The organism is Xanthomonas sp. F10, from assembly GCF_014206815.1.
GTDB lineage: Bacteria > Pseudomonadota > Gammaproteobacteria > Xanthomonadales > Xanthomonadaceae > Xanthomonas_A > Xanthomonas_A indica.
In genome coordinates this window covers 1,445,382-1,469,263 of sequence record NZ_JACHNP010000001.1, presented here as the reverse complement: position 1 = coordinate 1,469,263, position 23,882 = coordinate 1,445,382, and the positions used below count along the sequence as shown (strand labels likewise).

15 protein-coding genes and 1 tRNA gene are annotated in these 23,882 nt (G+C 69.7%); 10 read left to right on the top strand and 6 right to left on the bottom strand.

Annotation, left to right across the window (positions count from 1 at the left end):
* Positions 1-459: 459 nt before the first annotated feature.
* The 5 genes from fdxA to FHR56_RS06425 form a co-directional block, all read right to left on the bottom strand.
* Positions 460-783, bottom strand: coding sequence for a ferredoxin FdxA (gene fdxA, locus FHR56_RS06445; RefSeq protein ID WP_017909525.1), 324 nt, complete (start codon positions 781-783; stop codon positions 460-462).
* 97 nt (positions 784-880) lie between these two features.
* Complete coding sequence (locus tag FHR56_RS06440) at positions 881-1,777, bottom strand: 2-dehydro-3-deoxygalactonokinase (protein WP_160946584.1); 897 nt, start codon at positions 1,775-1,777, stop codon at positions 881-883.
* Positions 1,774-2,697 (bottom strand): SMP-30/gluconolactonase/LRE family protein, encoded by a 924-nt coding sequence (locus FHR56_RS06435; RefSeq protein WP_160946585.1) that lies wholly within the window; start codon positions 2,695-2,697, stop codon positions 1,774-1,776. The genes FHR56_RS06440 and FHR56_RS06435 overlap by 4 nt, the downstream gene beginning before the upstream one ends.
* Before the next feature lie 4 nt (positions 2,698-2,701).
* Complete coding sequence (dgoD, locus tag FHR56_RS06430) at positions 2,702-3,853, bottom strand: galactonate dehydratase (protein WP_160946586.1); 1,152 nt, start codon at positions 3,851-3,853, stop codon at positions 2,702-2,704.
* Positions 3,850-4,470 (bottom strand): 2-dehydro-3-deoxy-6-phosphogalactonate aldolase, encoded by a 621-nt coding sequence (locus tag FHR56_RS06425; protein WP_160946587.1) that lies wholly within the window; start codon positions 4,468-4,470, stop codon positions 3,850-3,852. Before FHR56_RS06425 ends, dgoD begins: the two co-directional genes overlap by 4 nt.
* 281 nt (positions 4,471-4,751) lie before the next feature.
* Between FHR56_RS06425 and FHR56_RS06420 the strand changes: the two genes are divergently transcribed.
* From FHR56_RS06420 to folE2, 9 genes are all read left to right on the top strand, one after another.
* On the top strand, positions 4,752-5,714 hold the full coding sequence (locus tag FHR56_RS06420) for a LysR substrate-binding domain-containing protein (RefSeq protein ID WP_160946588.1): 963 nt from the start codon (positions 4,752-4,754) through the stop codon (positions 5,712-5,714).
* A gap of 369 nt (positions 5,715-6,083) precedes the next feature.
* A complete protein-coding gene (locus tag FHR56_RS06415; RefSeq protein ID WP_237473112.1) occupies positions 6,084-8,930 on the top strand; it encodes a TonB-dependent receptor in 2,847 nt (948 codons plus the stop codon).
* Positions 8,931-9,014: 84 nt separating this feature from the next.
* Positions 9,015-10,952 (top strand): sialate O-acetylesterase, encoded by a 1,938-nt coding sequence (locus FHR56_RS06410; RefSeq protein ID WP_160946590.1) that lies wholly within the window; start codon positions 9,015-9,017, stop codon positions 10,950-10,952.
* A gap of 17 nt (positions 10,953-10,969) precedes the next feature.
* Positions 10,970-12,661, top strand: coding sequence for a DUF5597 domain-containing protein (locus FHR56_RS06405; protein WP_160946591.1), 1,692 nt, complete (start codon positions 10,970-10,972; stop codon positions 12,659-12,661).
* Positions 12,662-12,714: 53 nt separating this feature from the next.
* Positions 12,715-15,597: a TIM-barrel domain-containing protein gene (locus tag FHR56_RS06400; protein ID WP_160946592.1), complete on the top strand. Its 2,883-nt coding sequence runs from the start codon at positions 12,715-12,717 to the stop codon at positions 15,595-15,597.
* Between the two features lie 781 nt (positions 15,598-16,378).
* A complete protein-coding gene (gene xylB, locus FHR56_RS06395) occupies positions 16,379-17,872 on the top strand; it encodes a xylulokinase (RefSeq protein WP_160946593.1) in 1,494 nt (497 codons plus the stop codon).
* Between the two features lie 34 nt (positions 17,873-17,906).
* Positions 17,907-19,247: a xylose isomerase gene (gene xylA / locus FHR56_RS06390; protein WP_160946594.1), complete on the top strand. Its 1,341-nt coding sequence runs from the start codon at positions 17,907-17,909 to the stop codon at positions 19,245-19,247.
* A 90-nt stretch (positions 19,248-19,337) separates the two neighbouring features.
* Positions 19,338-20,765 (top strand): sugar porter family MFS transporter, encoded by a 1,428-nt coding sequence (locus tag FHR56_RS06385; RefSeq protein WP_160946595.1) that lies wholly within the window; start codon positions 19,338-19,340, stop codon positions 20,763-20,765.
* Between the two features lie 411 nt (positions 20,766-21,176).
* Complete coding sequence (gene folE2, locus FHR56_RS06380) at positions 21,177-22,106, top strand: GTP cyclohydrolase FolE2 (protein ID WP_184502596.1); 930 nt, start codon at positions 21,177-21,179, stop codon at positions 22,104-22,106.
* A 248-nt stretch (positions 22,107-22,354) separates the two neighbouring features.
* On the opposite strand, the gene FHR56_RS06375 is transcribed toward folE2, so the two are convergent.
* A tRNA-Glu gene (locus tag FHR56_RS06375) sits at positions 22,355-22,429 on the bottom strand.
* Between the two features lie 29 nt (positions 22,430-22,458).
* On the opposite strand from FHR56_RS06375, the gene pcnB reads away from it, so the two are divergent.
* On the top strand, positions 22,459-23,877 hold the full coding sequence (gene pcnB, locus FHR56_RS06370) for a polynucleotide adenylyltransferase PcnB (protein WP_160946690.1): 1,419 nt from the start codon (positions 22,459-22,461) through the stop codon (positions 23,875-23,877).
* The last annotated feature ends 5 nt before the right edge of the window (positions 23,878-23,882 follow it).

Below are 23,882 nucleotides of genomic sequence, written 5' to 3'. Positions count from 1 at the left end.
CTCGATGATCGATAGGCGACGTAGCCCGCCGACGCGCAGCGTATTCGCTGGAGGACATTGTATGAGGCGGGGGTGTGCTGCAGTCGTAATTGTTCGGCCTTTGCTACTGATGTTGCTTCGGCTTTTGACTTACCGAGACCCCTTCCGCAGCGGCGGCCATCGCGGGGAAACACCCGAAGGGCGGCGCACATGGATGTGCGCCGTCCGCGGCAGGGGCAGGATGCCCCTTCCGCGGATCCCCGGGATGGACGCGGACCCGGAGCGCGCAGCGCGGAGGGCGCGTAGGCAGGGTGTGCTTTCTTTTGGTTACTTTTCTTTGCACAAGCAAAGAAAAGTAACTCGCCGCAAGGCGAAAGCCTTTGCTGTTGCTTGAGATTTACGAGACGAACGAGAAGAACCCTGGGAGCCAACCATCATGCAGCCGCGAACGCAGGATTCGCGTACCACGATGTGAGTAGGTTACTTCTGCAGCAGCGGCAGCTTGTTCGGCTTGCCGTCCCACTCGGCGGCGTCGGGCAGCGGTTCCTGGCGCGTGGTCAGCACCGGCCAGGCCTTGGCCAGTTCCGCGTTGAGCGCGACGAAGCCTTCCTGGCCGGCCGGCACGTCGTCTTCGGGATAGATGGCGTTGGCGGGGCACTCCGGCTCGCACAGGGTGCAGTCGATGCATTCGTCCGGATCGATCACCAGGAAGTTCGGCCCGGCGTGGAAACAATCCACGGGGCACACTTCCACGCAGTCGGTGTATTTGCACTTGATGCAGTTTTCGGTGACGACGAAAGGCATGGCGGGATCCGGCGATTAACCCGGTAATTCTAATGCAAAGCGGCGCGCGCCGCCGTGTGTGCGGGGCAGCCTGGCAGGAGCCGGGCGATGCGCGCGCTCAGCCGGTCAGGCCGCCGTGCTGCTGCGCCAGCCGATACAGGCCGCGCGCGGCCAGATCCTCCGGGTGGGTGCGCACGCGGCTGCCGAGTGCGGCCAGCGCATGCGCATAGCGCGCCAGCAGGCCGCTGCCGCCGACCAGGTGCACCACCAGAGGCAAGGCGCGCGCGCGCAACTCGTGGCCGATCAGCAGGCCGGACAGATAGGACGGTGCCGCGGCACCGCTCAGGCGCTCGAACAGGCCCAGGCTGCGCACGCCGAACAGATGGTGCAGCAAGCCGCCGGGGTCGCCGCTGCGCTGCACGCCGGCATCGAACGCGGCTGCGTCGAAAGCGCCGTCGTCGGCGTCCATCAGCCGCGCCAGCAGGCTGTGCGTGCGCAGCAGTGCGTACAGTTCGCCGGTCATCATCGTCGCCACCGAGGCGATGCGCCCATTCTGCAGGGTCACCCACTTGCTGTGGGTGCCGGGCAGGCAGACGTGGTGGACCTCGGCCGTCGGCGGTTCCTGCGCGAGCAACGCGAGCAGGCCGATCAACTGGGTCTCCTCGCCGCGCATCACGTCCGGCACGGCGTCGGCGTCGCTGGCCACGCCGGGCACGAACCACAGCGTGCGGCCGGGCAGGGCCGGATCCTGCAGCGGCTGCATTGCCGCGGCCAGCGCGGCAGCGTCGGCCGGGCAGGGCGCGTACGGCAGTTCGATCCAGCCGTTGCGGCTGCCGATCATCCCGCACAGGACGACGTCGCCGTCCCAGCCGTCGATCAAGGCGGCCAGGGTCTCGGCGAAGCGGCCCTGGCAGGCGGCGATGCCCTGGTCGCTGCGGCGCTGGTCGCGGATGCCGCCGTCGGCGTCGAGCCGATAGCCGCGCAGGCTGCTGGTGCCCCAATCGACGACGATCATGCGCTGGCGATGCGTCCTTCGGGCAGGCCGGCGATGCCGACCGCGGCCACGAACACGCCGCCGGCCTGCGGCGTGCGGGCCAGTTCGTCCTCGCTGTGGTCCTGCCGCGAGGTGCTCAAATACAGGGTGCCGCCGTCGGCGCCGCCGAGGGTGGGGCAGGTGGGATGCTTGACCGGCAGGGCGACGCTGCGCTCGACGCTGCCGTCGGGGCGATAGCGCACCACGCGCCAGGCGCGCCACTGCGCGTTCCACAGGTGGCCTTCGGCGTCGACGATGGCGCCGTCCGGCTCGGCACCGGGGTGATCCAGTTCGGCGAACACGCGGCTGTTGGCGGTGTGCGCGTTGTCCGGGTCGTAGTCGCAGCACAGGATGCGCGGCTGCACCGAATCGCAGTAGTACAGGGTGCGGCCGTCGGCGCTGAAGCAGATCGCGTTGGGAATGGCCACGCCCGGCAACGGCAGGCGGCGCAGCCCGTGGCGCGCCGACCATTGGTAGAAGCTGCCGACCGGCGCCTGGTCCGCGCGCTCGCTCATGGTGCCGAACACGAAGTTGCCGTGGCGGTCGGCGCGGCCGTCGTTGCTGCGGGTGTCGTCGCGCTCCGGTTCCACGTCCGCCAGGTGCTGCAGCGGCAGCGCGCTGTCGGCCTCGGCGGCGGCATCCGGATCGGCCGCGTACACGCCCTTGGCTAGCGCCAGCAGCAGGCGGCCGTCGTCGAACAGGCCCAGGCACCCGGGGCGGTCGGGCAGGTCCCAATGACGGCTGACGGTGCTGGCGAGATCGTGGCGCCACAGGCGGCGGCCGCTGATGTCGACCCAGAACAGCACGCCGCGGCGCTCGCACCACAGCATGCCTTCGCCATGCTCGCAGCGGCTGTCCACCGCCAGGGTGGCGGTGTGGCGGGGTGTGGCGGAAACGTTCATCGGCTCACCACTCGGCGATGCTGCCGTCGGCGTGACGCCAGATGGGGTTGTGCCAGTCGGGCGGGTTGGCGTTGGCATGGCGCAGGCGCTCCTCGTCGATTTCCACGCCCAGGCCCGGTTTGGGAAGGGCGGCGATGCTGCCGCCATTGTCGCAGGCGAAGTCGTCCTTGTTGAGCACGTAGTCGAGCAGGTCGGCGCCTTCGTTGTAGTGGATGCCGATGCTCTGTTCCTGCAGCACCGCGTTGTGCGAGACGAAGTCCACCTGCAGGCAGGCGGCCAGCGCCACTGGGCCGAGCGGGCAATGCGGCGCCAGGCCGACCTCGTAGGCCTCGGCCATGCTGGCGATCTTCAGGCATTCGGTGATGCCGCCGGCGTGCGAGAGGTCCGGCTGCAGCAGCGACAGGCCGCCGGCCTGCAGCACCGGCTTGAAATCGAAGCGCGAGAACATGCGCTCGCCGGCGGCCAGCGGGATCGGCGTGGACGCGGCCAGCCGCGGGTAGTACTCGGCCTGCTCGGGCAGCACCGGCTCCTCGACGAACAGGGGCTTGAACGGCTCCAGCTCGCGCAGCAGCACGCGCGCCATCGGCGCGGCGACGCGGCCGTGGAAGTCGATGCCGAAGTCGATGGCGGTGCCGAACGCCTCGCGGATCTGCGCGACCTTGGCCACCGCCGCATCCACCGCGCGCGGGCCATCGATCAGCTTCATTTCCTCGGTGCCGTTGAACTTGAAGGTGTCGAAGCCGAGGTCGCGGTAGCCCTGGATCTGCGCGATGGTCGCCGCGGGGCGGTCGCCGCCGACCCAGCGGTAGGTCTTCATGCGGTCGCGCACGCGCCCGCCGAGCAGTTCGTACACCGGCACGCCCAGCGCCTTGCCCTTGATGTCCCACAGCGCCTGGTCGATGCCGGCGATGGCGCTCATCAGGATCGGGCCGCCGCGGTAGAAGCCGCCGCGGTAGAGCATCTGCCAGATGTCGTTGATCCGCGCCGGATCCTTGCCGATCAGGCTCTCGCCGAGTTCGCGCACCGCGGCCTCGACGCTGCGCGCGCGGCCTTCGATGACCGGCTCGCCCCAGCCGGTGATGCCCTCGTCGGTCTCGACCTTCAGGAACAGCCAGCGCGGCGCGGCGTGATAGGTGGTGAGACGGACGATCTTCATGCGCGGTCCAGATAGGCGTGGCGGAAGGCGGCAGCGTGCGCCTGGGTCTGTGTCAGCGGCTGGCCGGGGCGGTACAGCTCGCCACCGATGCCGGCGCCGACCGCGCCGGCGCCCAGGTAGTCGTGCAGGGTCTCGGTGTTGATGCCGCCGACCACGAACAGCGGCACCTGCGCCGGCAGCACTGCGCGCAGGGCGCGCACGTGGCCGGGGCCGTAGGTGGCGGCGGGGAACAGCTTGAGCATCTGCGCGCCGGCGTCCAGCGCGTCGAACGCCTCGGTGGCGGTGGCGAAGCCGGCCACCACCTGCAGGCCGCGCGCCACCGCATGGCGGATCACCGGCGGGCGCGTGTTGGGGGTGACGATGAAGCGCGCGCCGAGATCGGCCAGGGCGTCGACGTCGCCGATCTGCAGCACGGTGCCGCCGCCGATCCAGCAGCGCTGCCCGAATGCCTGTGCGGCCGGACCGATGCTGTCGGCCCAGCGCGGCGAATTGAGCGGGATCTCGATCGCGTCGTAGCCGGCATCGGCCAGCGCCCCGACGTGCGCCAGCGCGTCCTCCGGGGTGAGGCCGCGCAGGATCGCGATCAGCGGGAGTCGGAACGGGGAGGCGGCGGACATCGGGGTACCTGACGGAAGCGGCGGTGAAGAAGGCGCGCGGTCAGCGCGGTGCCGCGGTGGGGCCGGGCGGCAAGGCCGCGGTCCGCGCCCGCTGCATCGGCGCTGGCGCGGACCCGGCTGAATCGGCCTGCCTGCGCGAGCAGGGGCGGCGGCGGCGACGCCAGCAGGGGGCGCGATGGGCAGTAGCCTGCGCGCGTGAGCTATGCTCTGCAAATGAAATTTTAGGCATATTCTATTCCGCTGCCGAATACGCGGCGCCGCCCTCAGGATGCCTGCCCACGATGAATGCCTCCGCCAATCCCTGGTTCAACGCCGCGCGCCTGAAGACCCGGCACCTGTTGCTGCTGCTGCAGTTGCACGAGCACCGCTCGGTGTTGCGCGCGGCCGAGGCGGCCAGCATGACCCAGCCGGCGGCGTCCAAGCTGCTGGCGGAAATGGAGGACCTGCTGGGGGTGAAGCTGTTCGAGCGCCACGCGCGCGGGGTCGAGCCGACCTGGTACGGGCAGGTGCTGATCCGCCGCGCGCGCGCGGCGATGTCGGAGATCGGCCGCGCCCAGGAAGAGATCGCGGCGCTGTGCGAAGGGCGCATGGGGCAGGTCTCGATCGGTACCGTGGTCAATCCGGGCACAAACCTGGTGCCGCAGGCGATCGCCGAGGTCAAGCGCGAGTTCCCCGGCATCCTGGTGCGGGTGGAGATGGACTACAGCCGGCCGCTGGTGGCCAAACTGCTCGACGGCCAGCTCGACATCGTGATCGGCCGCATCCTCGGCCCCTACGGCGCCGAGGCGCTGGAGTTCGAGCCGCTGGCCGACGAGCCGCATTCGGTGATCGCCCGCGCCGGGCACCCGCTGTCCACCCGCGCCGACCTGCGCCATGCCGACCTGGCGCGCTACGGCTGGGTGCTGCCGCCGGCCGACAGCGTGCTGCGTGCGCGGCTGGACGCGATGTTCCTGGAGCACGCGGTGCCGGCGCCGCAGAATGTCATCGAGACCTCGTCGTTGCCGGTGATGACCAGCCTGCTGCGCGGCAGCGACTTGCTGGCCGCGCTCCCGGCCGAGGCGGTGGCGCCGTACGTGCAGGCCAAGCTGCTGACGGTGTTGCCGATCGCGCTGGGCGTGCGCATGGAATCGTTCGGCATCGTGCGCCGTCGCGACTATCTGTTGCCGCCCGGTGCCGAACGGGTGTTGCTGGCATTGCGCAACGCCGCCAAGCGGCTGTACCCCGAGCGGGCGGCAGGCCTCTGAACGGCGCCGTCGCAGGCACTTTCCTGACACAATCGGACGATTTCGTAGACATGCCGTGGTGCGCATCCCGCTAGTCGGGAATCGCATAGGTGTGCGTGAAATCTTCATTTGCTTCACGCGATTGTCATTCCCTAGTCTCGGCCGATCGCGATAGCGAGCGACCTGCCGATCCGTGCAGCGGCGCCATCCGATACGGCAGCGGCCGAGACCGATGCCGTCACAACTCGCAGGACGGCGCCCGTGGCGACCGTCGCCCGTGTCTGTGTGCATGTCTCCTGGGAGGGAAACAGCATGGCCTCGCAGCATCCCCGTGGTCCGGCCTGGCCGACCGCAGCGTCACGCCGTACCCGCGTTTTGCCGCGTTCCATCATGGCACTCAGCATCGGCCTGCTGCTCAGCGCGCAGGCGCTGGCGCAGGACGCGGAGCGCGCCGCCAAGGCGCAGACACCTGGCTCGGTGACCCAGCTCGACGCGGTCGAGGTCAAGGGCGTGCGCGGCAGCCTGATCAAGTCGCAGTCGATCAAGCACGATGCCGAGCAGATCGTCGATTCGGTCAGCGCCGAGGACATCGGCGCGCTGCCGGACCGCAGCGTCACCGAGACCCTGCAGCGGGTCAGCGGCGTGACCATCGATCACTTCATGGCGCGCAACGATCCGGACCACTTCTCGGCCGAAGGCAGCGGGGTGATGATCCGCGGCATGACCCAGGTGCGCGGCGAACTCAACGGCCGCGACAGCTTCAGCGCCGCCAGCGGGCGCGGACTCAGTTTCGAGGACGTGCCGGCCGAACTGATGGCCGGCGTGGACGTGTACAAGAACCCGTCGGCCGAGATCATCGAAGGCGGCCTCGGCGGCACGGTCAACCTGCGCACGCGCATGCCGTTCGACCAGCCGGGGCGGGTGATCGGCGCCACCGCGGACGTCAACTACGGCGACATGAGCAAGACCTACAAGCCGTCCGGCTCGTTCCTGTTCAGCGATCGCTGGAACACCGGCGGCGGCGAGATGGGCCTCATGCTCGACGTGGCGCACTCGGAACTGGCCACGCGCAGCGACGGCATCCAGGTCGAGCCGTTCGTGCGCCGCACCGATCCGGCGCTGCTGGCCGGCACCACCTTCGACAAGGTCTACGTGCCGGGCGGGGTGAACTGGCGGCAGATGGATTTCGAGCGCAAGCGCAAGGGCGTGGCGGCGGCATTCCAGTGGCGCCCCAGCGACGCCACCGACGTGTACGTGCAATACCTGCGCTCGTCCTACGACATGAACTGGCGCGACCGCGCCGCGTTCTTCAACGACGACACCAATGCCATCGTGCCGGCACCGGGCACCACCTTCACCTACGACAGCGAAGGCCGCTTCGTCAGCGGCTCGCCGGTGTCCACCTCCTGGCGCGGCAACGTCACCGGCAACGATGGCGTGCGCTTCTACACCGACAACCGCTACGCCCAGCAGAGCGCCACCACGTCCGACCTGTCCGGCGGCTTCAGCCATCGCCTGACCGACCGGCTGACCGTGCGCGGCGACATGCAACTGGTGCGCTCGCAGAGCGACGTGCTGGATTTCACCTTGTTCAGTTCGATCTACCTGCCGGGCCTGAACGTGGACCTGGGCGGCCGCTACCCGGCGGTGACCCTGGCCGACCCCGGCTACACCGCCAACCCCTCCAATTACTTCTGGAGCGCGGCGATGGACCACCTGGCGAAGAACCGCGGCCGCGAACTGGCCACGCGCTTCGACCTGGAATACAGCTACGACGACAACCCGTGGCTGCGTACCTTCCGCGCCGGCATCCGCGCCACCGACCGCACCCAGACCAACAAGAATTCCGGCTACAACTGGGGCGTGATCAGCGACAACTGGGCCACCGTCCCCGGGACCAGCACCGGCCTGGCCGACCTGGCCAGTTTCATGACCGCCTCGTCGTCGCTATACACCTACTCGAACCTGTTCCGCGGCAAGGTGAACGTGCCGACCCAACTGGTCTTTCCGCGCAACAGCGCGGTCAAGGACTACGCCGGCACGTCGGCGCTGATCGAGCAGATCGTGGCGCTGCGCGGCTCCGGCTGGGCGCCGGACCAACACCAGTTGCAGGACACCAACCGCCAGTTCGAGCGGACCCAGGCCGCGTACATGGTGATGTACTTCGGCAACGACGCGGCGCTGGGCGTGCCGGTGGACGGCAACATCGGCGTGCGCGTGGTGCAGACCAAGACCGAGGCGGCCGGCTACGGCCAGTATCCGGACCTCTCCGCCACCGCGGCCTCGGAGGCGCTGAAGGCGCAGTACGACGGTCAGTACTTCCCCAACAACGCGCGCGGCCGCTACACCGACGTGCTGCCAAGCCTGAACCTGCGTTTCAAGTTCTCCGATGCGCTGCAGTTGCGCCTGGCCGCCTCCAAGGCGATGGCGCGACCGGACTACACCCAGTTGCAGCCCTACCTGCTGCTGACCGCGACCTTCAACGACGACGGAACCCCGAAGGAATGGACCGGCACCGCCGGCAACCCCAACCTCAAGCCGATGAAGGCCGACCAGTACGACGCCGCGCTGGAGTGGTACTTCGACAGCAGCGACATGATGTACCTGACGCTGTTCTACAAGAGCGTCAAGGATTACTTCTCCAACCAGACCGTCACCGAGAACTACGGCGGCCAGGACTTCCTGGTGACGCGCCCGTACAACATGGACAAGGGCCGCATCCGCGGCTTCGAGTACGGCTACACCCAGTTCTTCGATTCGCTGCCGGGCTGGATGAGCGGTTTCGGCGTCAACGCCAACTTCACCTTCGTCGACAGCAGCGGCGGCGTGAACACCGCCACCGATCCGTACACCAAGACCACCGTGACCGGCGTGGCGCTGCCGCTGGAAGGCCTGTCGCGGCGCAGCTACAACCTGGCCGGCATCTACGAGAAGGGGCCGTTGTCGGTGCGCCTGGCCTACAACTGGCGCTCGCGCTACCTGCTCACCGCCAGCGACGTGGCGACCAAGCTGCCGACCTGGTCGGACGACTACGGCCAGCTCGACGGCTCGGTGTTCTACCGCTTCACCCCGCACCTGCAGTTGGGCATCCAGGCCAACAACCTCACCAATTCGGTGACCAAGGTGCTGATGGGGCCGACCTCGTACAGCGACGGCGAGGTCGACAGCCGCCTGTACACGCGCAGTTGGTTCGTCAACGATCGCCGTTACTCGCTGGTGCTGCGCGCCAACTGGTAGGCGCCGCGCCGCATCCGGCACGCGGTCCGCCTGCGGCGAGGCGGGGGGCCGCGGCCGGGCTTTCCCCCGATGCAGGATCCGCTCATGGCCGCCCCATTGTTTTCCACCGTCCGCCGCCTGGCCCTGCTGGCCCTGGCGACCGCGTCATGGCCGGCCGCGGCCGCGCTGCAACTGCCGTTGCTGTTCGACGACGGTGCCGTGCTGCAGCGCGATGCGCCGATCCCGGTGTGGGGCTGGGCCACGCCCGGCGCGCGCATCCAGGCGCGCCTGGATGGCGCCAGCGCCAGTGCGGTCGCGGGCGCCGATGGCCGCTGGCAGTTGCAGTTGCCGGCGCATGCGGCCGGCGGTCCGTACGTGCTGGAAGTGCAGGGCGACGGCGGCCAGCGCCGCATCGGCGACGTGCTGATCGGCGACGTGTGGCTGGCCAGTGGCCAGTCCAACATGGAGTGGCCGCTGGCGCAGGCGCGCGACGGCGCACGCGAGGTGGCGGCGGCGACCGATCCGCAGCTGCGCAACTTCAAGGTGCCCAAGGCCTGGGCGGCGCAACCGCAGCCGCGTTTGCCCGGGGGCCACTGGGTCGCGGCGACGCCGAGCACCGCGGGTGCGTTCTCGGCGGTGGCGTACTTCTTCGCGCGCGACCTGCGCCAGCGCACCGGAGTGCCGATCGGCATCATCGACAGCACCTGGGGCGGCAGCGCGATCGAGGCGTGGATGGACGCGGCCTCGCCCGGCGTGGACGTGGCGCAGGTGCGCACGCGCATCGCGCAGATGCAGGTCAAGGACGCAAAAGACTTGGGCGAGACCAAGCGGCGCCTGGCGCGCTGGCCGCAGCCGGCCACAGCGGATGCGGATGCAGGCTGGGCGGCCGCCGACCTGGACGACCGCGACTGGGACCGCCAGCCGCTGCCGGGGCTGTGGGAGCAGCACGGCTATGTCGGCATGGACGGCGTGGCCTGGTATCGCACCACCTTCACCCTCAGCGCGGCCGAGGCCAAAGCCGGTGCGGTCGTGGGCATTGGGCCGGCCGACGATGCCGACACCACCTACGTCAACGGCGTCGAGGTTGGCCACACCGAAGGGCGCTACACCGAGCCGCGCCGTTATCGCGTACCACCGGCGGCATTGCGCGCCGGGGTCAACCACATCGCGATCCGGATCCTGGATACCGGCGGCTTCGGCGGCATTCCCGGCGACGCGGCGGCGTTCTTCGTGCAGCCCGACGGTGGCCGGCCGCACTCGCTCGCCGGCGACTGGCAGTTCCGTCCGGGCAAGGTCACGCTGGCTGCCAACGACGACAAGAACCAGATCCCGACGCTGCTGTACAACGCGATGATCCATCCCTTGCAGCCGTTCCCGGTCAAGGGCGTGATCTGGTACCAGGGCGAGAGCAACGCCTACCCGTACGGTGCGCTGCGCTACCGTGAGCAGTTCGCGTCGCTGATCGGCCGCTGGCGGCAGGAGCGTGGACAGCCGCAACTGCCGTTCCTGTGGGTGCAGCTGGCCAACTGGAAGGCCGGCAACGACCAGGGCGACCTGAGCCCGTGGGCGCAGCTGCGCGAATCGCAGACCAGGACGCTGGCGCTGCCGGCGACCGGGCAGGCGGTGACCATCGACATCGGCATGCCGGACAACATCCATCCCACCAACAAGCAGGACGTGGGGCATCGCCTGGCGCTGGTCGCGCGGCACGTGGCCTACGGCGAAACCCTGGTCTACAGCGCGCCGGTGTTCGCCCGCGCCACATTTGCCGACGGCCAGGCACGGGTGATGTTCGACATGATGGGCAGCGTGCTGGCGGTGCGCGGCGGCGGCAACGCGGTGCGCGGTTTCGCCCTGGCCGGTGCCGATCGTCGTTTCCATCCGGCGCAGGCGCGCATCGAGGGCGACCAGGTGGTGGTCCGCAGCGCCGAGGTGCCGCAGCCGCAGGCGCTGCGCTACGCCTGGAGCGAGAACCCCGAGGACGCCAACCTGGTCAACCGCGAGCAGTTGCCGGTGGGCCCGTTCCGCACCGACAGCTGGTGAGGCAGGGCACGCGCCGCATGGGAGACACCGGGCCGCAGTCGCGCACCGCCCGCCGTCGATGCTTGCTGCCGGTGCTGCTGTCGCTGCTGTTGGCCGCCTGCCAGGCCGCGCCGGATGCGCCGCCGGCCCATGCACGCGCTGCTGCCGCCAACGCCGCGCCATCGGCGCAGGCGCAGGCACCGATCCCGCGCCTGGTGAGCAGCGACGGCCGCCACGCGCTGTTGGTCGATGGCGCGCCGTTCCTGATCCTCGGCGCGCAAGTCAACAACTCCAGCAATTATCCGGCGGCGCTGGCGCAGGTGTGGCCGGCGATCCGCGCGCTGGGGCCGAACACCGTGCAGGTGCCGATCGCCTGGGAGCAGGTGGAACCGGAAGAGGGCCGCTTCGATTTCTCCTTCGTCGACACGCTGCTGGCGCAGGCGCGCGCGCAGCGGGTGCGGCTGGTGCTGCTGTGGTTCGGCACCTGGAAGAACAACGGCCCCAACTACGCACCGCACTGGGTCAAGACCGACGATGCGCGCTTCCCGCGGGTGGTCACGCGCGACGGGCGACGCCTGGGTTCGCTGTCGCCGCTGGCGCCGGCCACGTTGGAGGCCGACCGCACTGCCTTCGTTGCCTTCATGCGGCATCTGCGCCAGGCCGATCCGCAGCGCACCGTGATCATGGTGCAGGCCGAGAACGAGCCGGGCACCTACGGCAGTGCGCGCGACTTCTCGCCGATGGCGCAGCGCGAGTTCGACGGCCCGGTGCCGCCGGTGCTGCTGCAGCGGCTCGGCAAGCCGCCGGGCAACTGGGCGCAGGTGTTCGGCGCCGATGCCGACGAGATCTTCCACGCCTGGCACATCGCGCGCTTCATCGACCGCATCGCCGAGGCCGGCAAGGCGGCCTATCCCTTGCCGATCTACGTCAACGCGGCCTTGCGCGGTCCGTTCAATCCCGGCCAGCCCGGGCAGTACGCCAGCGGCGGCCCCACCGACAACGTGCTGGACGTATGGAAGGCGGCGGCGCCGCACATCGACCTGCTGGCACCGGACATCTACATGCCCGAGTACCCGCTGTACACCACGGTGCTGCAGCGCTATGCGCGGACGGACAACGCGTTGTTCGTGGCCGAGACCGGCAACCGGCCCGAATACGCGCGCTACCTGTATCCGGCGCTGGGCCATGACGGCATCGGCTGGTCGACCTTCGGCATCGACTACAGCGGCTACTCCAACTATCCGCTCGGCGCCAGGCGCGTGGACGCGCAGGCGCTGGCGCCGTTCGCGCTGGGCTACCGTGCGGTGGGCATGGGCATGCGCGTGTTCGCCCGCGCCGCGGCCGCGGGCAAACTGCACGGCACCGCCGAGGCGCCGGGCCAGGCGGTGCAGGAATTGCCGCTCAACGCGCGCTGGAGTGCCACCATCACCTATGGCGTGCCGCAGTTCTGGTTCCAGGGCACGCCGCCGGGCAATGCCGCACCGATCGGCGCGGCATTGATTGCCGAACTCGGCCCGGACACCTTCCTGATCACCGCCCAGCACGCACGGGTGACCCTGCACCCGGCCAGCGCAGCGACCGCCAACATGCTCTACGACCGGGTCGAGGAGGGCGTCTACGACGGCGAGCACTGGCAGTTCCGGCGCAACTGGAACGGCGACCAGACCGACTACGGCCTCAACTTCTCCGACGTGCCGCAGTTGCTGCGCGTCACCCTGGCGACCTACTGACGACGCGGCGGCGCCTGTGGTGCCGCGCTGCGTGACGATCCAATGGAGTGAACATGCACAACGCGAACCGCCCCCTGCCGCCCTCGTTGCGAGGCCTGTTGCTGCTGTCGCTCTCGCTTGTCGCCGCGTCCGCTCCCGCGCAGCAGGTGACCCGCGATGCCGATGGCGTCACCGTGCGGCCCAGCGCCAAGGGCGCGGCGCCGGTGCGCCTGCAGGTGATCGACCGCGGCATCGTCCGCGTCAGCGCCGATCCGGCCGGTACGTTCCAGCGCACGCCCAGCCTGATGCGGGTGCCGGTGCAGGGCGACACCGGCTTCGCGCTCGAGCAACACGGTGAGACGGTCCAGCTCAGGACCGCCAGGCTGACCGCGCAGGTGTCCACCGTCGACGGCCACGTCGGCTTCGCCGATGCGCACGGCACGCCGCTGCTGGCGGAAGTGGCGGGCGGGCGCAGCTTCGCGCCGCTGCAGGTCGAAGGGCGCCACTACCTGAGCGTGCGCCAGCGTTTCGTCTCGCCGCCCGACGAGGCCTTCTACGGGTTCGGGCAGCACCAGCAGGGCTGGATGAACCAGAAGGGCCACGACATCGAGCTGCTGCAGAGCAATCTCGACATGGCGGTGCCGTACCTGGTGTCCAGCCGCAACTACGGCATCCTCTGGGACAACAACGCGATCACCCGCTTCGGCGATCCGCGCGGGCTGCAGCCGCTGCCGGCGTCGCTGCGCCTGTACGACGCGCAAGGCAAGCCGGGCGCGCTCACCGCGCGCTACGCGATCGACGGCAAGCCGGTGCTGGAGCGCCGCGAGCCCGACATCGACTATCAGTACATCAAGGACCTGGCGAGGTTTCCCGCCGCCGCCAAGCCCGGCGACAAGCGCCGCATCCAGGTGCGCTGGGAAGGCCAGATCGAGGCCGAGCGCGGCGGGACGCATACCTTCTCGCTGTATGCCAGCGAATACGCCAGGCTGTGGGTCGACGGCAAGCTGCTCGTCGACCGCTGGCGGCAGAACTGGAACCCCTGGCACCACGAGTTCGCGCTGCAACTGCAGCCTGGCCAGCGGCATACCCTGAAGGTCGAGTGGGACCTGATCGATCCCAGCTACATCGCGCTGCTGCATCGCGATCCGCTGCCGGCGGCCGAGGCCGGCAACCTGTCGCTGTGGTCCGAAGCGGGGCAGATGATCGACTACTACGTCGTCGCCGGCGACAACGCCGACCAGGTCATCGCCGGCTACCGGCAACTGACCGGCAAGGCGGTGTTGCTGCCGAAGTGGGCCTATGGGTTCTGGCAGAGCCGCGAGCGCTACAAGACCCAGGATGAACTGCTCGGCGCGCTGGCCGAATACCGCCGGCGCCAGTTGCCGATCGACAACATCGTGCTCGACTGGTCGTACTGGCCGGAGGACGCCTGGGGCTCGCATGATTTCGATCGCAGCCGTTTCCCCGATCCGGACGGCATGGTCAAGGCAGTGCACGCCAACCACGCGCAACTGATGATCTCGGTCTGGCCGAAGTTCTACCCGAGCACGGACCACTACAAGGAACTGGACGCGGCGGGACATATCTATCGGCGCAATGTCGAAGTGGGCGAGCTGGACTGGATCGGCAAGGGCTACACCAACGCGTTCTACGATCCGTACGCGGCCGACGCGCAGGCGATCTATTGGCGGCAGATCGACGAAAAACTCAACCGCAAGGGCATCGATGCCTGGTGGCTGGATGCCGACGAGCCCGACGTGCATTCCAACCTGGACATCGCCGAGCGCAAGGCGCGCACCACGCCGACCGCGCTGGGGCCGTCCACCGAGTTCTTCAACGCCTATCCGTTGCCGCATACCCACGGCGTCTATGCCGGCGATCGCGCCGCCGATGGCAAGCGCGTGTTCATCCTGTCGCGCAAGGGCTACGCCGGCGTCCAGCGCAACGCGGTAGCGGTGTGGAGCGGCGACATCGCCTCGCGCTGGGAGGACATGCGCGAGCAGATCTCCGCCGGCGTCAACCTGTCGATGTCGGGCCTGCCGAACTGGACCTTCGACATCGGCGGCTTCGCCGTGGAGAAGCGCTACGAAACCCAGGACCCGGCGCACCTGCCGGAGTGGCGCGAACTCAATACGCGCTGGTTCCAGTTCGGCGCCTTCGTGCCGCTGTTCCGCTCGCATGGCCAGTTCCCGTACCGCGAGATCTGGAACATCGCGCCGGAAGGCACGCCGTACTACGCCAGCATGGCCTACTACAGCCGTCTGCGCTATGCGCTGCTGCCCTACATCTACACGCTCGCCGGCGACACCTATCACCGCGACGGGGTGATGATGCGCGGCCTGCCGATGGACTTCCCGCACGACCCCAAGGTCGCGGACATCGACGACGAGTATCTGTTCGGGCCGGCGTTCCTGGTCGCACCGGTGATCCGCTTCGGCGCGACCTCGCGCAAGGTGTACCTGCCGGCGGGTACCGACTGGATCGACTTCAACAGCGGCGCGCGCCACGCCGGCGGCCAGACCATCGACGCCGCCGCGCCGCTGCAGCGCATGCCGCTGTTCGTGCGCGCCGGCGCCATCGTGCCGATGACCCGCGTGCAGCAGTACGTCGACCAGATCCCGGATGCGCCGCTGACCGTGGTGGTCTACACCGGCGCCGACGGCCGCTTCTCGCTCTACGAAGACGACGGCACCGGCTACGGCTACGAGAAGGGCGAGTTCAGCCGTATCCCGCTGCAGTGGGACCAGGCGCGGGGCGTGTTGCGCATCGGTGCGCGCGAAGGCCGCTGGCCCGGCATGCAGGACCGGCGCAGCATCCACGTGCGCTTCGTCGACGGCCCGCGCGCGGATGCCGGCGCGCTGGAACCGGCGGCGGACGCCAGCGTGGAGTACCGCGGCCAGCCCCTGGAGGTGCCACGCAAGGGCAGCCGCCATGCCGCCGCGGCGCGGGGTGGATGAGCCTGGGATGGCGTGCGAAATGGTGCCAGCGTTGGTTGCGCCATGCTGTCGGTCATGGCGTGCCGACTGGGGCGCGATGCAGCGAAATATGCGCGCTATGCTCGTACCTTCATCCGCCCTCGGGGCACCTTCCCCCGAAAAGGGAGCCATGGTCCCGATGGGTGAAGGGAGGCGAGTTCGCTGGCGCAGGCACGATCATGACGGCGGCAAAGACACAGCCGCGGCGCGCTTCAGCCCCTCTCCCCCCCGGGAGAGGGGTTGGGGTGAGGGTACGGAGCGCAGCCCTCGTGCCGACATCAGCGCAGGTCGTCACAGGACGCGGGCTACGCCGCACCCTCGTCCGTCCCGGCGGGGTACCTTTCCCCGAAAAGCGGTCATCGTCCCGTGGGAGAAGGGATGAAGCGAATGGAATCCGGCGCAACTGCGCACGGCTTGCGCGTGTGCTTGATGCGGTGCATCAAAACGGGGGCATGTGGATGCGCATCGACGCATCCGCTGCGACCTCCACAACCTGTGCGTGCATGGCGGACAGCCCCATCCGAAGTCCGTATTGCGACTGCAACGCGTGCGGGATGACCTATGACGCACCGCGCGCACCTCACACATGCGGCGCACGATGGCACGGCCTGGCCTGGCGCGACGCACGCCGTCATCATGCACCGCTACGTGATGCATGCAGTGCGCACTACACTCGGCGTCATGGCGGGTGGTCCCCGCACGCCGGCCTTTCTCCTGGAGCGACGATGGAACTGGGTGTGTGCACGATGTGGCGAGTAGGGCAATGAGTCTGTACATCGGTCTGGACGTGGGCACGCAGAGCGTCAAGCTGCTCGCCTACGATGCCGACACTCGGCAGGTGGTGGCCACCCACGGCCATGCGCTGGAACTGATCAGCCGCGACGACGGCACCCGCGAGCAAGAGGCGCAGTGGTGGATCGACGGCATCGTTGCCTGCTTCGCCGCGTTGAGCGCCGCGCAGCGGGCGCAGGTGCGTGCGATCGCGGTGTCCGGGCAGCAGCACGGCTTCGTGCCGCTGGACGCGCAGGGCCACGTCACCGCGCCGGTGAAGCTGTGGTGCGACACCAGCACGCAGCGCGAGTGCGAGGAGATCATGGACGCGGTCGGCGGCGCGCAGCGCTGCGTGGAACTGGCCGGCAACCCGATCCTGGCCGGCTACACCGCCTCCAAGCTGCCGTGGACGCGCAAGCATCGCCCCGATGCCTATGCCGCGATGACCGCGGTGCTGCTGCCGCACGACTACGTCAATTTCTGGCTCACCGGCGAGCGCTACGCCGAGGTCGGCGATGCCTCCGGCAGCGGTTGGCTGGACGTGCGCACCCGCCAGTGGTCGGCGCCGCTGCTGCAGGCGATCGATCCGCAGCGCGACCTGGCCGCGGCGCTGCCGCCGCTGGTGCCGACCGAGACCAGCTTCGCCCTGTCCGCCGCCGCGGCGCAGACGCTGGGCCTGCCGCGCGAGGTGCGCGTGGCCACCGGCGGCGGCGACAACATGATGGCGGCGATCGGCACCGGCAACGTGGTGCCGGGGCGCCTGAGCATGAGCCTGGGCACCTCCGGCACGCTGTTCGCCTACGCCGAGCGCCCGGTGGTGGACCCCGACGCGCGCTGGGCCGCGTTCTGTTCCTCCAGCGGCGGCTGGTTGCCGCTGATCTGCACGATGAACTGCACAGTGGCCACCGAGACCATCGCGCGTCTGTTCGGCATCAAGACCGGGCAGGGCGAGGCATTGCTCGCCGCCACCGAGCCCGGTGCAGACGGACTGGTGCTGCTGCCGTTCTTCAACGGCGAACGCACCCCGAACCTGCCGGCCGCGCGCGGTTGCCTGACCGGCATGGACCTGCACAACAGCACGCCGGCGCATTTCTATCGCGCGGCGATGGAGGGCGCCAGCTACAGCCTGCGCAACGGCTTCGATGCCTTCGTCGACGCCGGCCTGCGCTTCGATGCCATATCCCTCACCGGCGGCGGCAGCAACAGCGCCGGCTGGCGCCAGCTCATCGCCGACCTGTTCGGGTTGCCGGTGCAGGTGCCGGCACAGGCCGAAGGTGCGGCGTTCGGCGCCGCGCTGCAGGCGCTGTGGGCCGACGGCTGGGCGCAGGGCGAGCGCGCCAGCCTGGCCGAGGTGGTGCTGCGGCACCAGCAGGACGATGCGGCGCGCTCCGCGCAGCCGGATGCGCAGCGCGGCGCGCAGTACCAGGCGCACTACCAGACGTTCCAGCGGCATCTGCAGGCCATCGGCCCGCTGTACGCCGCGTGATTTCCTTTCCCCCGCAACGCACCAGGACTTCGTGATGAGCACTTCCGTCTACACCGGCGCCAAGGCGTACTTCCCGGGCATCGGCCGCATTCCGTTCGAGGGCAAGGCCTCGGACAATCCGCTGGCGTTCAAGGTCTACGACGCCGGCAAGCGCATCGGCGACAAGACCATGGCCGAGCACCTGCGCTTCGCCGTGGCCTACTGGCACAGCTTCTGCGGCAACGGCGCCGATCCGTTCGGCCCGGGCACCCGCGCCTATCCCTGGGACGCCGGCAGCGATGCGCTGGGCCGCGCCGAGGCCAAGGCCGATGCGGCGTTCGAGTTCTTCACCAAGCTCGGCGTGCCGTACTACTGTTTCCACGACGTGGACCTGGCGCCGGACGCCGAGGACATCGGCCAGTACGAAAAGAACCTCACGCACATGGTCGGCATCGCCAGGCAGCGCCAGGCCGACACCGGGGTCAAGCTGCTGTGGGGCACCGCGAACCTGTTCTCACACCCGCGCTACATGAACGGCGCGGCGACCAACCCGGACTTCGACGTGGTCGCGCGTGCGGCGGTGCAGGTCAAGGCCGCGCTGGAGGCGACCGTCGAACTGGGCGGCGAGAACTACGTGTTCTGGGGCGGCCGCGAAGGCTACGCCTGCCTGCACAACACGCAGATGCGGCGCGAACAGGAGCACCTGGCGCGGTTCCTGACCCTGGCCCGCGACTATGGGCGCAGCATCGGCTTCAAGGGCAACTTCCTGATCGAGCCCAAGCCGATGGAGCCGATGAAGCACCAGTACGACTTCGACAGTGCCACCGTGGTCGGCTTCCTGCGCCAGTACGGCCTGGACCAGGACTTCAAGCTCAACATCGAGGCCAACCACGCCACGCTGTCCGGGCACAGTTTCGAGCACGACCTGCAGGTGGCCAGCGACGCCGGCCTGCTCGGCAGCATCGACGCCAACCGCGGCAATCCGCAGAACGGCTGGGACACCGACCAGTTCCCGGTCGACCTGTACGACACCGTAGGCGCGATGCTGGTGGTGCTGCGGCAGGGCGGGCTGGCCCCGGGCGGGCTCAACTTCGACGCCAAGGTGCGCCGCGAGTCGTCCGATCCGCAGGACCTGTTCATCGCCCACATCGGCGGCATGGACGCGTTCGCGCGCGGCCTGGAAGTCGCCCATGCGCTGCTGACCGCCTCGCCGCTGGAGCAGTGGCGCCGCGAGCGCTACGCCAGCTTCGACGGCGGCGCCGGTGCGGCCTTCGCCGCCGGCAACAGTACGCTGGCCGACCTGGTGGCGCATGCCGCGCAGGCCGGCGAGCCGACCCAGCGCAGCGGCCGCCAGGAAGCCTACGAGAACCTGATCAACCAGTACCTGCTGCGCTGAACCGGGTGCGCGGCGGCGGCCCGGTGCCGTCGCTGCGCACGCCGCTCCGCGCGCCGGCCGTCTCCCTCTTGCACGCCACCAGGTGAATCCATGTCCAGTGTTCCGATCGATCGCCACGCCGACGCCGGCGAGAACACCCGCCTCATCATCCTGATCAGCTGCGTCGCCACCATCGGCGGCTTCCTGTTCGGCTTCGACAGCGGCGTCATCAACGGCACCGTCGATGGCCTCAAGGAGGCCTTCCAGTCCAGTTCCGCCGGCACCGGCTTCGAGGTCGCGTCGATGCTGCTGGGCTGTGCGGTCGGCGCGTTCCTGGCCGGCTCGCTGGCCGACCGCTGGGGCCGGCGCACGGTGCTGATCGTCTCGGCGGCGCTGTTCCTGCTGTCGGCGCTGGGCGCCGGCGCGGCGCACAACTCGGCGGTGTTCGTGCTGGCGCGGATGATGGGCGGCTTCGCGGTGGGCGCGGCCAGCGTGATGTCGCCGGCCTACATCGCCGAGGTCGCCTCGGCGCGCTACCGCGGGCGCCTGGCCACGGTGCAGCAGATCGCCATCATCGGCGGCCTGTTCTGCGCCTTCCTCAGCAACTACCTGCTGGCCAAGGCCGCTGGCGCGTCCACCGAGGCGCTGTGGCTGGGCCAGCCGGCCTGGCGCTGGATGTTCTGGATGCAGGCGCTGCCGTCCACGGCATTCCTGCTGCTGTTGCTGGCGATCCCGGAGAGCCCGCGCTTTCTGGTGGTGAAGGGCCGCCGCGAGCAGGCGCTGGCGGTGCTGACTCGGCTGTACGGGGCCGGCGCCGCGCAGACCAAGCTGACCGAGATCTCCGGGTCGCTGTCGGCCGACCAGCACAAGCCGCGCCTGTCCGACCTGGTCAGCAAGGTCACCGGCAAGGTCCGCCCGATCGTGTGGATCGGCATCGGCCTGGCCACCTTCCAGCAACTGGTCGGCATCAACGTGGTGTTCTACTACGGCGCGGTGCTGTGGCAGGCGGTGGGTTTCTCCGAGAGCGATGCGCTGTTGATCAACGTGCTGTCCGGCGCGCTGAGCATCGGCGCCTGCCTGGTCACCGTGGTGCTGATCGACCGGATCGGTCGCAAGCCGCTGCTGTGGATCGGCTCGGCCGGCATGGCGGTGTCGCTGGCGCTGGTCACCATCGCCTTCGCCAGCGCCTCGCTGGATGCGGCGGGCAAGCTGGCGCTGTCGCCGGGCATGGGCCGGCTGGCGCTGATCGCCGCCAACGTCTACGTGGTCTTCTTCAACATGTCCTGGGGCCCGGTGATGTGGGTGATGCTGGGCGAGATGTTCCCCAACCAGATCCGCGGTTCCGGCCTGGCCGTGGCCGGTGCGGCGCAGTGGATGTCCAACTTCGCCATCACCGTGACCTTCCCGGTCCTGCTCGGCAGCATCGGCCTGGCCGGTGCCTACGGCATCTACACCGTGGCCGCGTTCCTGTCGGTGTTCTTCGTGCTGCGCTACGTGTACGAGACCAAGGGCAAGGAACTGGAACAGATGCAGGGCTAAGGCCGATACGCACGCGCACGCGGCGTGCATGCCGTGTCCGGATCGAGGTGTCTGCAGCGAGCGGCTGAAGGCATTGCCGGATCGGTGGCGGCGCTGCGGGTGCCGTACCCTCACCCCAACCCCTCTCCCGGTGGGAGAGGGGCTTTTGGCCTCTCCCTTCTCCCGCCGGGAGAAGGTGCCCCGTAGGGGCGGATGAGGGTCCGGGCGAATCCTTGCGAGCAGGTCCGCGCAGCCCATAGACGTTCATTGATGTCCTCCCGGCCATGGTGCCGGGCACTCCCAACGGCTGAGGTGTGCGATCGATGGTCCCGTCGGCGTGCGCTTGTTGTGTTACTTTATAACAATTGTCACTCCGGCTTGCTTGCCGTCCCTCGCTCCCTTGCCGCTCCAGTCGATCCGATGAACCTGCAGATCTCCTCGCCCTTGCCCGATGTCGCTGCCGACGAACCTTCGCAGATCGCCGCACCCCTGAACTGGGTGGGCATGGACGGCATCGCGGTGCCGATCTGTCTGGAGGTGGGCGAGGGCGCGCCTGCGGCACCCGTGCCGGCGCAGGCCGCGCTCGCCGTCGACCTGCCGTCGGCGCAGGTCAAGGGCATTCATATGTCGCGGCTGTACCGCCTCCTCGACGAGAGCGCGCAGCAGCCGCTGTCGCCGTCGCGGCTGTCGCAGTTGCTGCGGGCGATGGTGCACAGCCATGCCGACTGCGCCTCGACCGCGGCGCGGGTGTCGTTGCGCCTGGACCTGCTGCGTCGCAGCCCGGCGCTGCGCAGTCCGGGGCTGGCCGGCTGGCGGGCGTATCCGCTGCGGATCGACGCCGAGCTGCGCGGCGGCGTGGTCCGCCTGGGGCTGGGCGTGGAGTTGCTGTACTCCTCGACGTGTCCCTGTTCGGCGGCGCTGGCGCGGCAACTGCTCAGCGAGGCTTTCGTGCAGCAGCATGTGGACCAGGCCTCGGTGCCGCGCGAGGCGGTCGCGGACTGGCTGCTCCGGCACGGCAGCCATGCCACCCCGCATAGCCAGCGCAGCGTGGCCTCGGTCCGGGTCGGCCTGTCGGCGCGCGCGGTGCGTTTCGATGCCGAGGGCGTGATCGCGCTCGCCGAGCAGGCCCTGGCCACGCCGGTGCAGGCGGCGGTGCGCCGCGCCGACGAACAGGCGTTCGCGCGCCGCAACGGCGAGAACCTGATGTACGTGGAGGACGCCGCGCGGCGCCTGCAGCAGGCGCTGGGCGCGCACTACGCCGAGGTGCAGGTGCAGGTGCGGCATCTGGAGAGCCTGCATGCGCACGATGCGGTGGCGGAGACCGCATCGGCGGCGGGGGCGTTGGCCGAGGCCGTTCGCTGAGATCCGGCGCCAGGCGTCTGCTTGCCGTCCACCGGGCCGCGCGGCCCGTGGCGACGGCCTGGCTGGCCGCGATCATCCGGGCGGCGTGGCGACCGCGGCCGTTTGCCGGGGATGGGCCAACCCGCGATGCGCCGGGTCCAGGATGGCCGGCGCCTGCGCCCCGTCCTGCCATGCTGCGGTTCCCCGAAACGCAAAAAACCCCGCCAAGGCGGGGTTTTTGCTGTGTCGCGCTGCAGGCGAGGCGAGGATGGCGCTCCCTAGGGGACTCGAACCCCTGTTTTAGCCTTGAGAGGGCCACGTCCTAACCACTAGACGAAGGGAGCGTTGGTCGCGTCGATTGCAGCGCGCTAGTATATGGGTCTCGCCGCCCTTCGGCAATCCCGCAACCCGATACGGAAGCGCCATCATCAATCCGCCAGTTCCATCGCCATTCACCCTGCGCGCGATCCCGCGCGATCAGCACCCCATCTCGCGCAAGGACATCAGCCCCAATGCCCTGCGCGTGCTGTACCGGCTGCGCGAGGCCGGCTTCGGCGCGTACCTGGTCGGCGGCGCGGTCCGCGACCTGCTGGTCCAGGTCCAGCCCAAGGACTTCGACGTCGCCACCGACGCCACGCCCGAGCAGGTCAAGCAGCTGTTCCGCAACTGCCGCCTGATCGGCCGCCGCTTCCGCCTGGCGCACGTGGTCTACGGCCGCGAGATCATCGAGGTCGCCACCTTCCGCGCCAACGTCGACGACGGCAGCGGCGACCGCGAGGTGGACAACGGCCGCCTGGTCCGCGACAACGTCTACGGCAGCATCGAGGACGATGCGGTGCGCCGCGACTTCACCTGCAACGCCTTGTATTACGCCATCGAGGACTTCTCGGTGCGCGACTACGTCGGCGGCTTCGAGGACGTGCAGGCGCGGCTGATGAAGCTGATCGGCGACCCCGAGCAGCGCTACCGCGAGGACCCGGTGCGCATGCTGCGTGCGGTGCGCCTGGCGGCCAAGCTCGATTTCGAGATCGAGGCCGGCACCGCCGAGCCGATCCCGCGCCTGGCCGGGCTGCTGGCCGAGGCCGCGCCGGCGCGGCTGTTCGAGGAAGTGCTCAAGCTGTTCCTGTCCGGCCACGGCGTGGCCAGCTTCGAGGGCCTGGAGCGGCACGGCCTGCTGGCCGCGCTGTTCCCCGAGAGCGCGGCGGCGCTGCGCTCCAACCGCAGCGGCGCGCTGCGGCGGATGCTGATCGAGGGCCTGCGCAACACCGACAACCGCGTCGCCAACGACGAGCCGGTGTCGCCGGCGTTCCTGTTCGCGCTGCTGCTGTGGCCGGCCTACTGCCGCGCGCTGATGACCCTGCAGAAGCAGGGCATGCAGATGGAGGAGGCGCAACGCCGCGCCGCCGACCGGGTGACCCTGCACCAGCTGAGCACCGTCGCGCTGCCGCGGCGCTTCTCGCTGCCGATGCAGGAGATCTGGCTGCTGCAGTCGCGCTTCACCTCGCGCCAGCGCAAGCGGGTGATGCGCACGCTGTCGCATCCGCGCTTCCGTGCTGCGTTCGATTTCCTGATCGTGCGCCAGTCGGCCTCGGACGAGCATGCGGCCGACATTGCCTACTGGCGCGAGTTGCAGCAACAGCCCGGCTACGCGCCGCCGCCGCGCGGCTTCGACCCGGAGGTGGACTACGCCGGCGACGAGCTGGCGTTCGCGCCGCCGGCCGACAGCGAAGAGACCCCCAAGCGCCGCCGGCGCCGGCGCCGCCGCCCGGACGCCACCGCGCCCGTCGAGTGAGCACC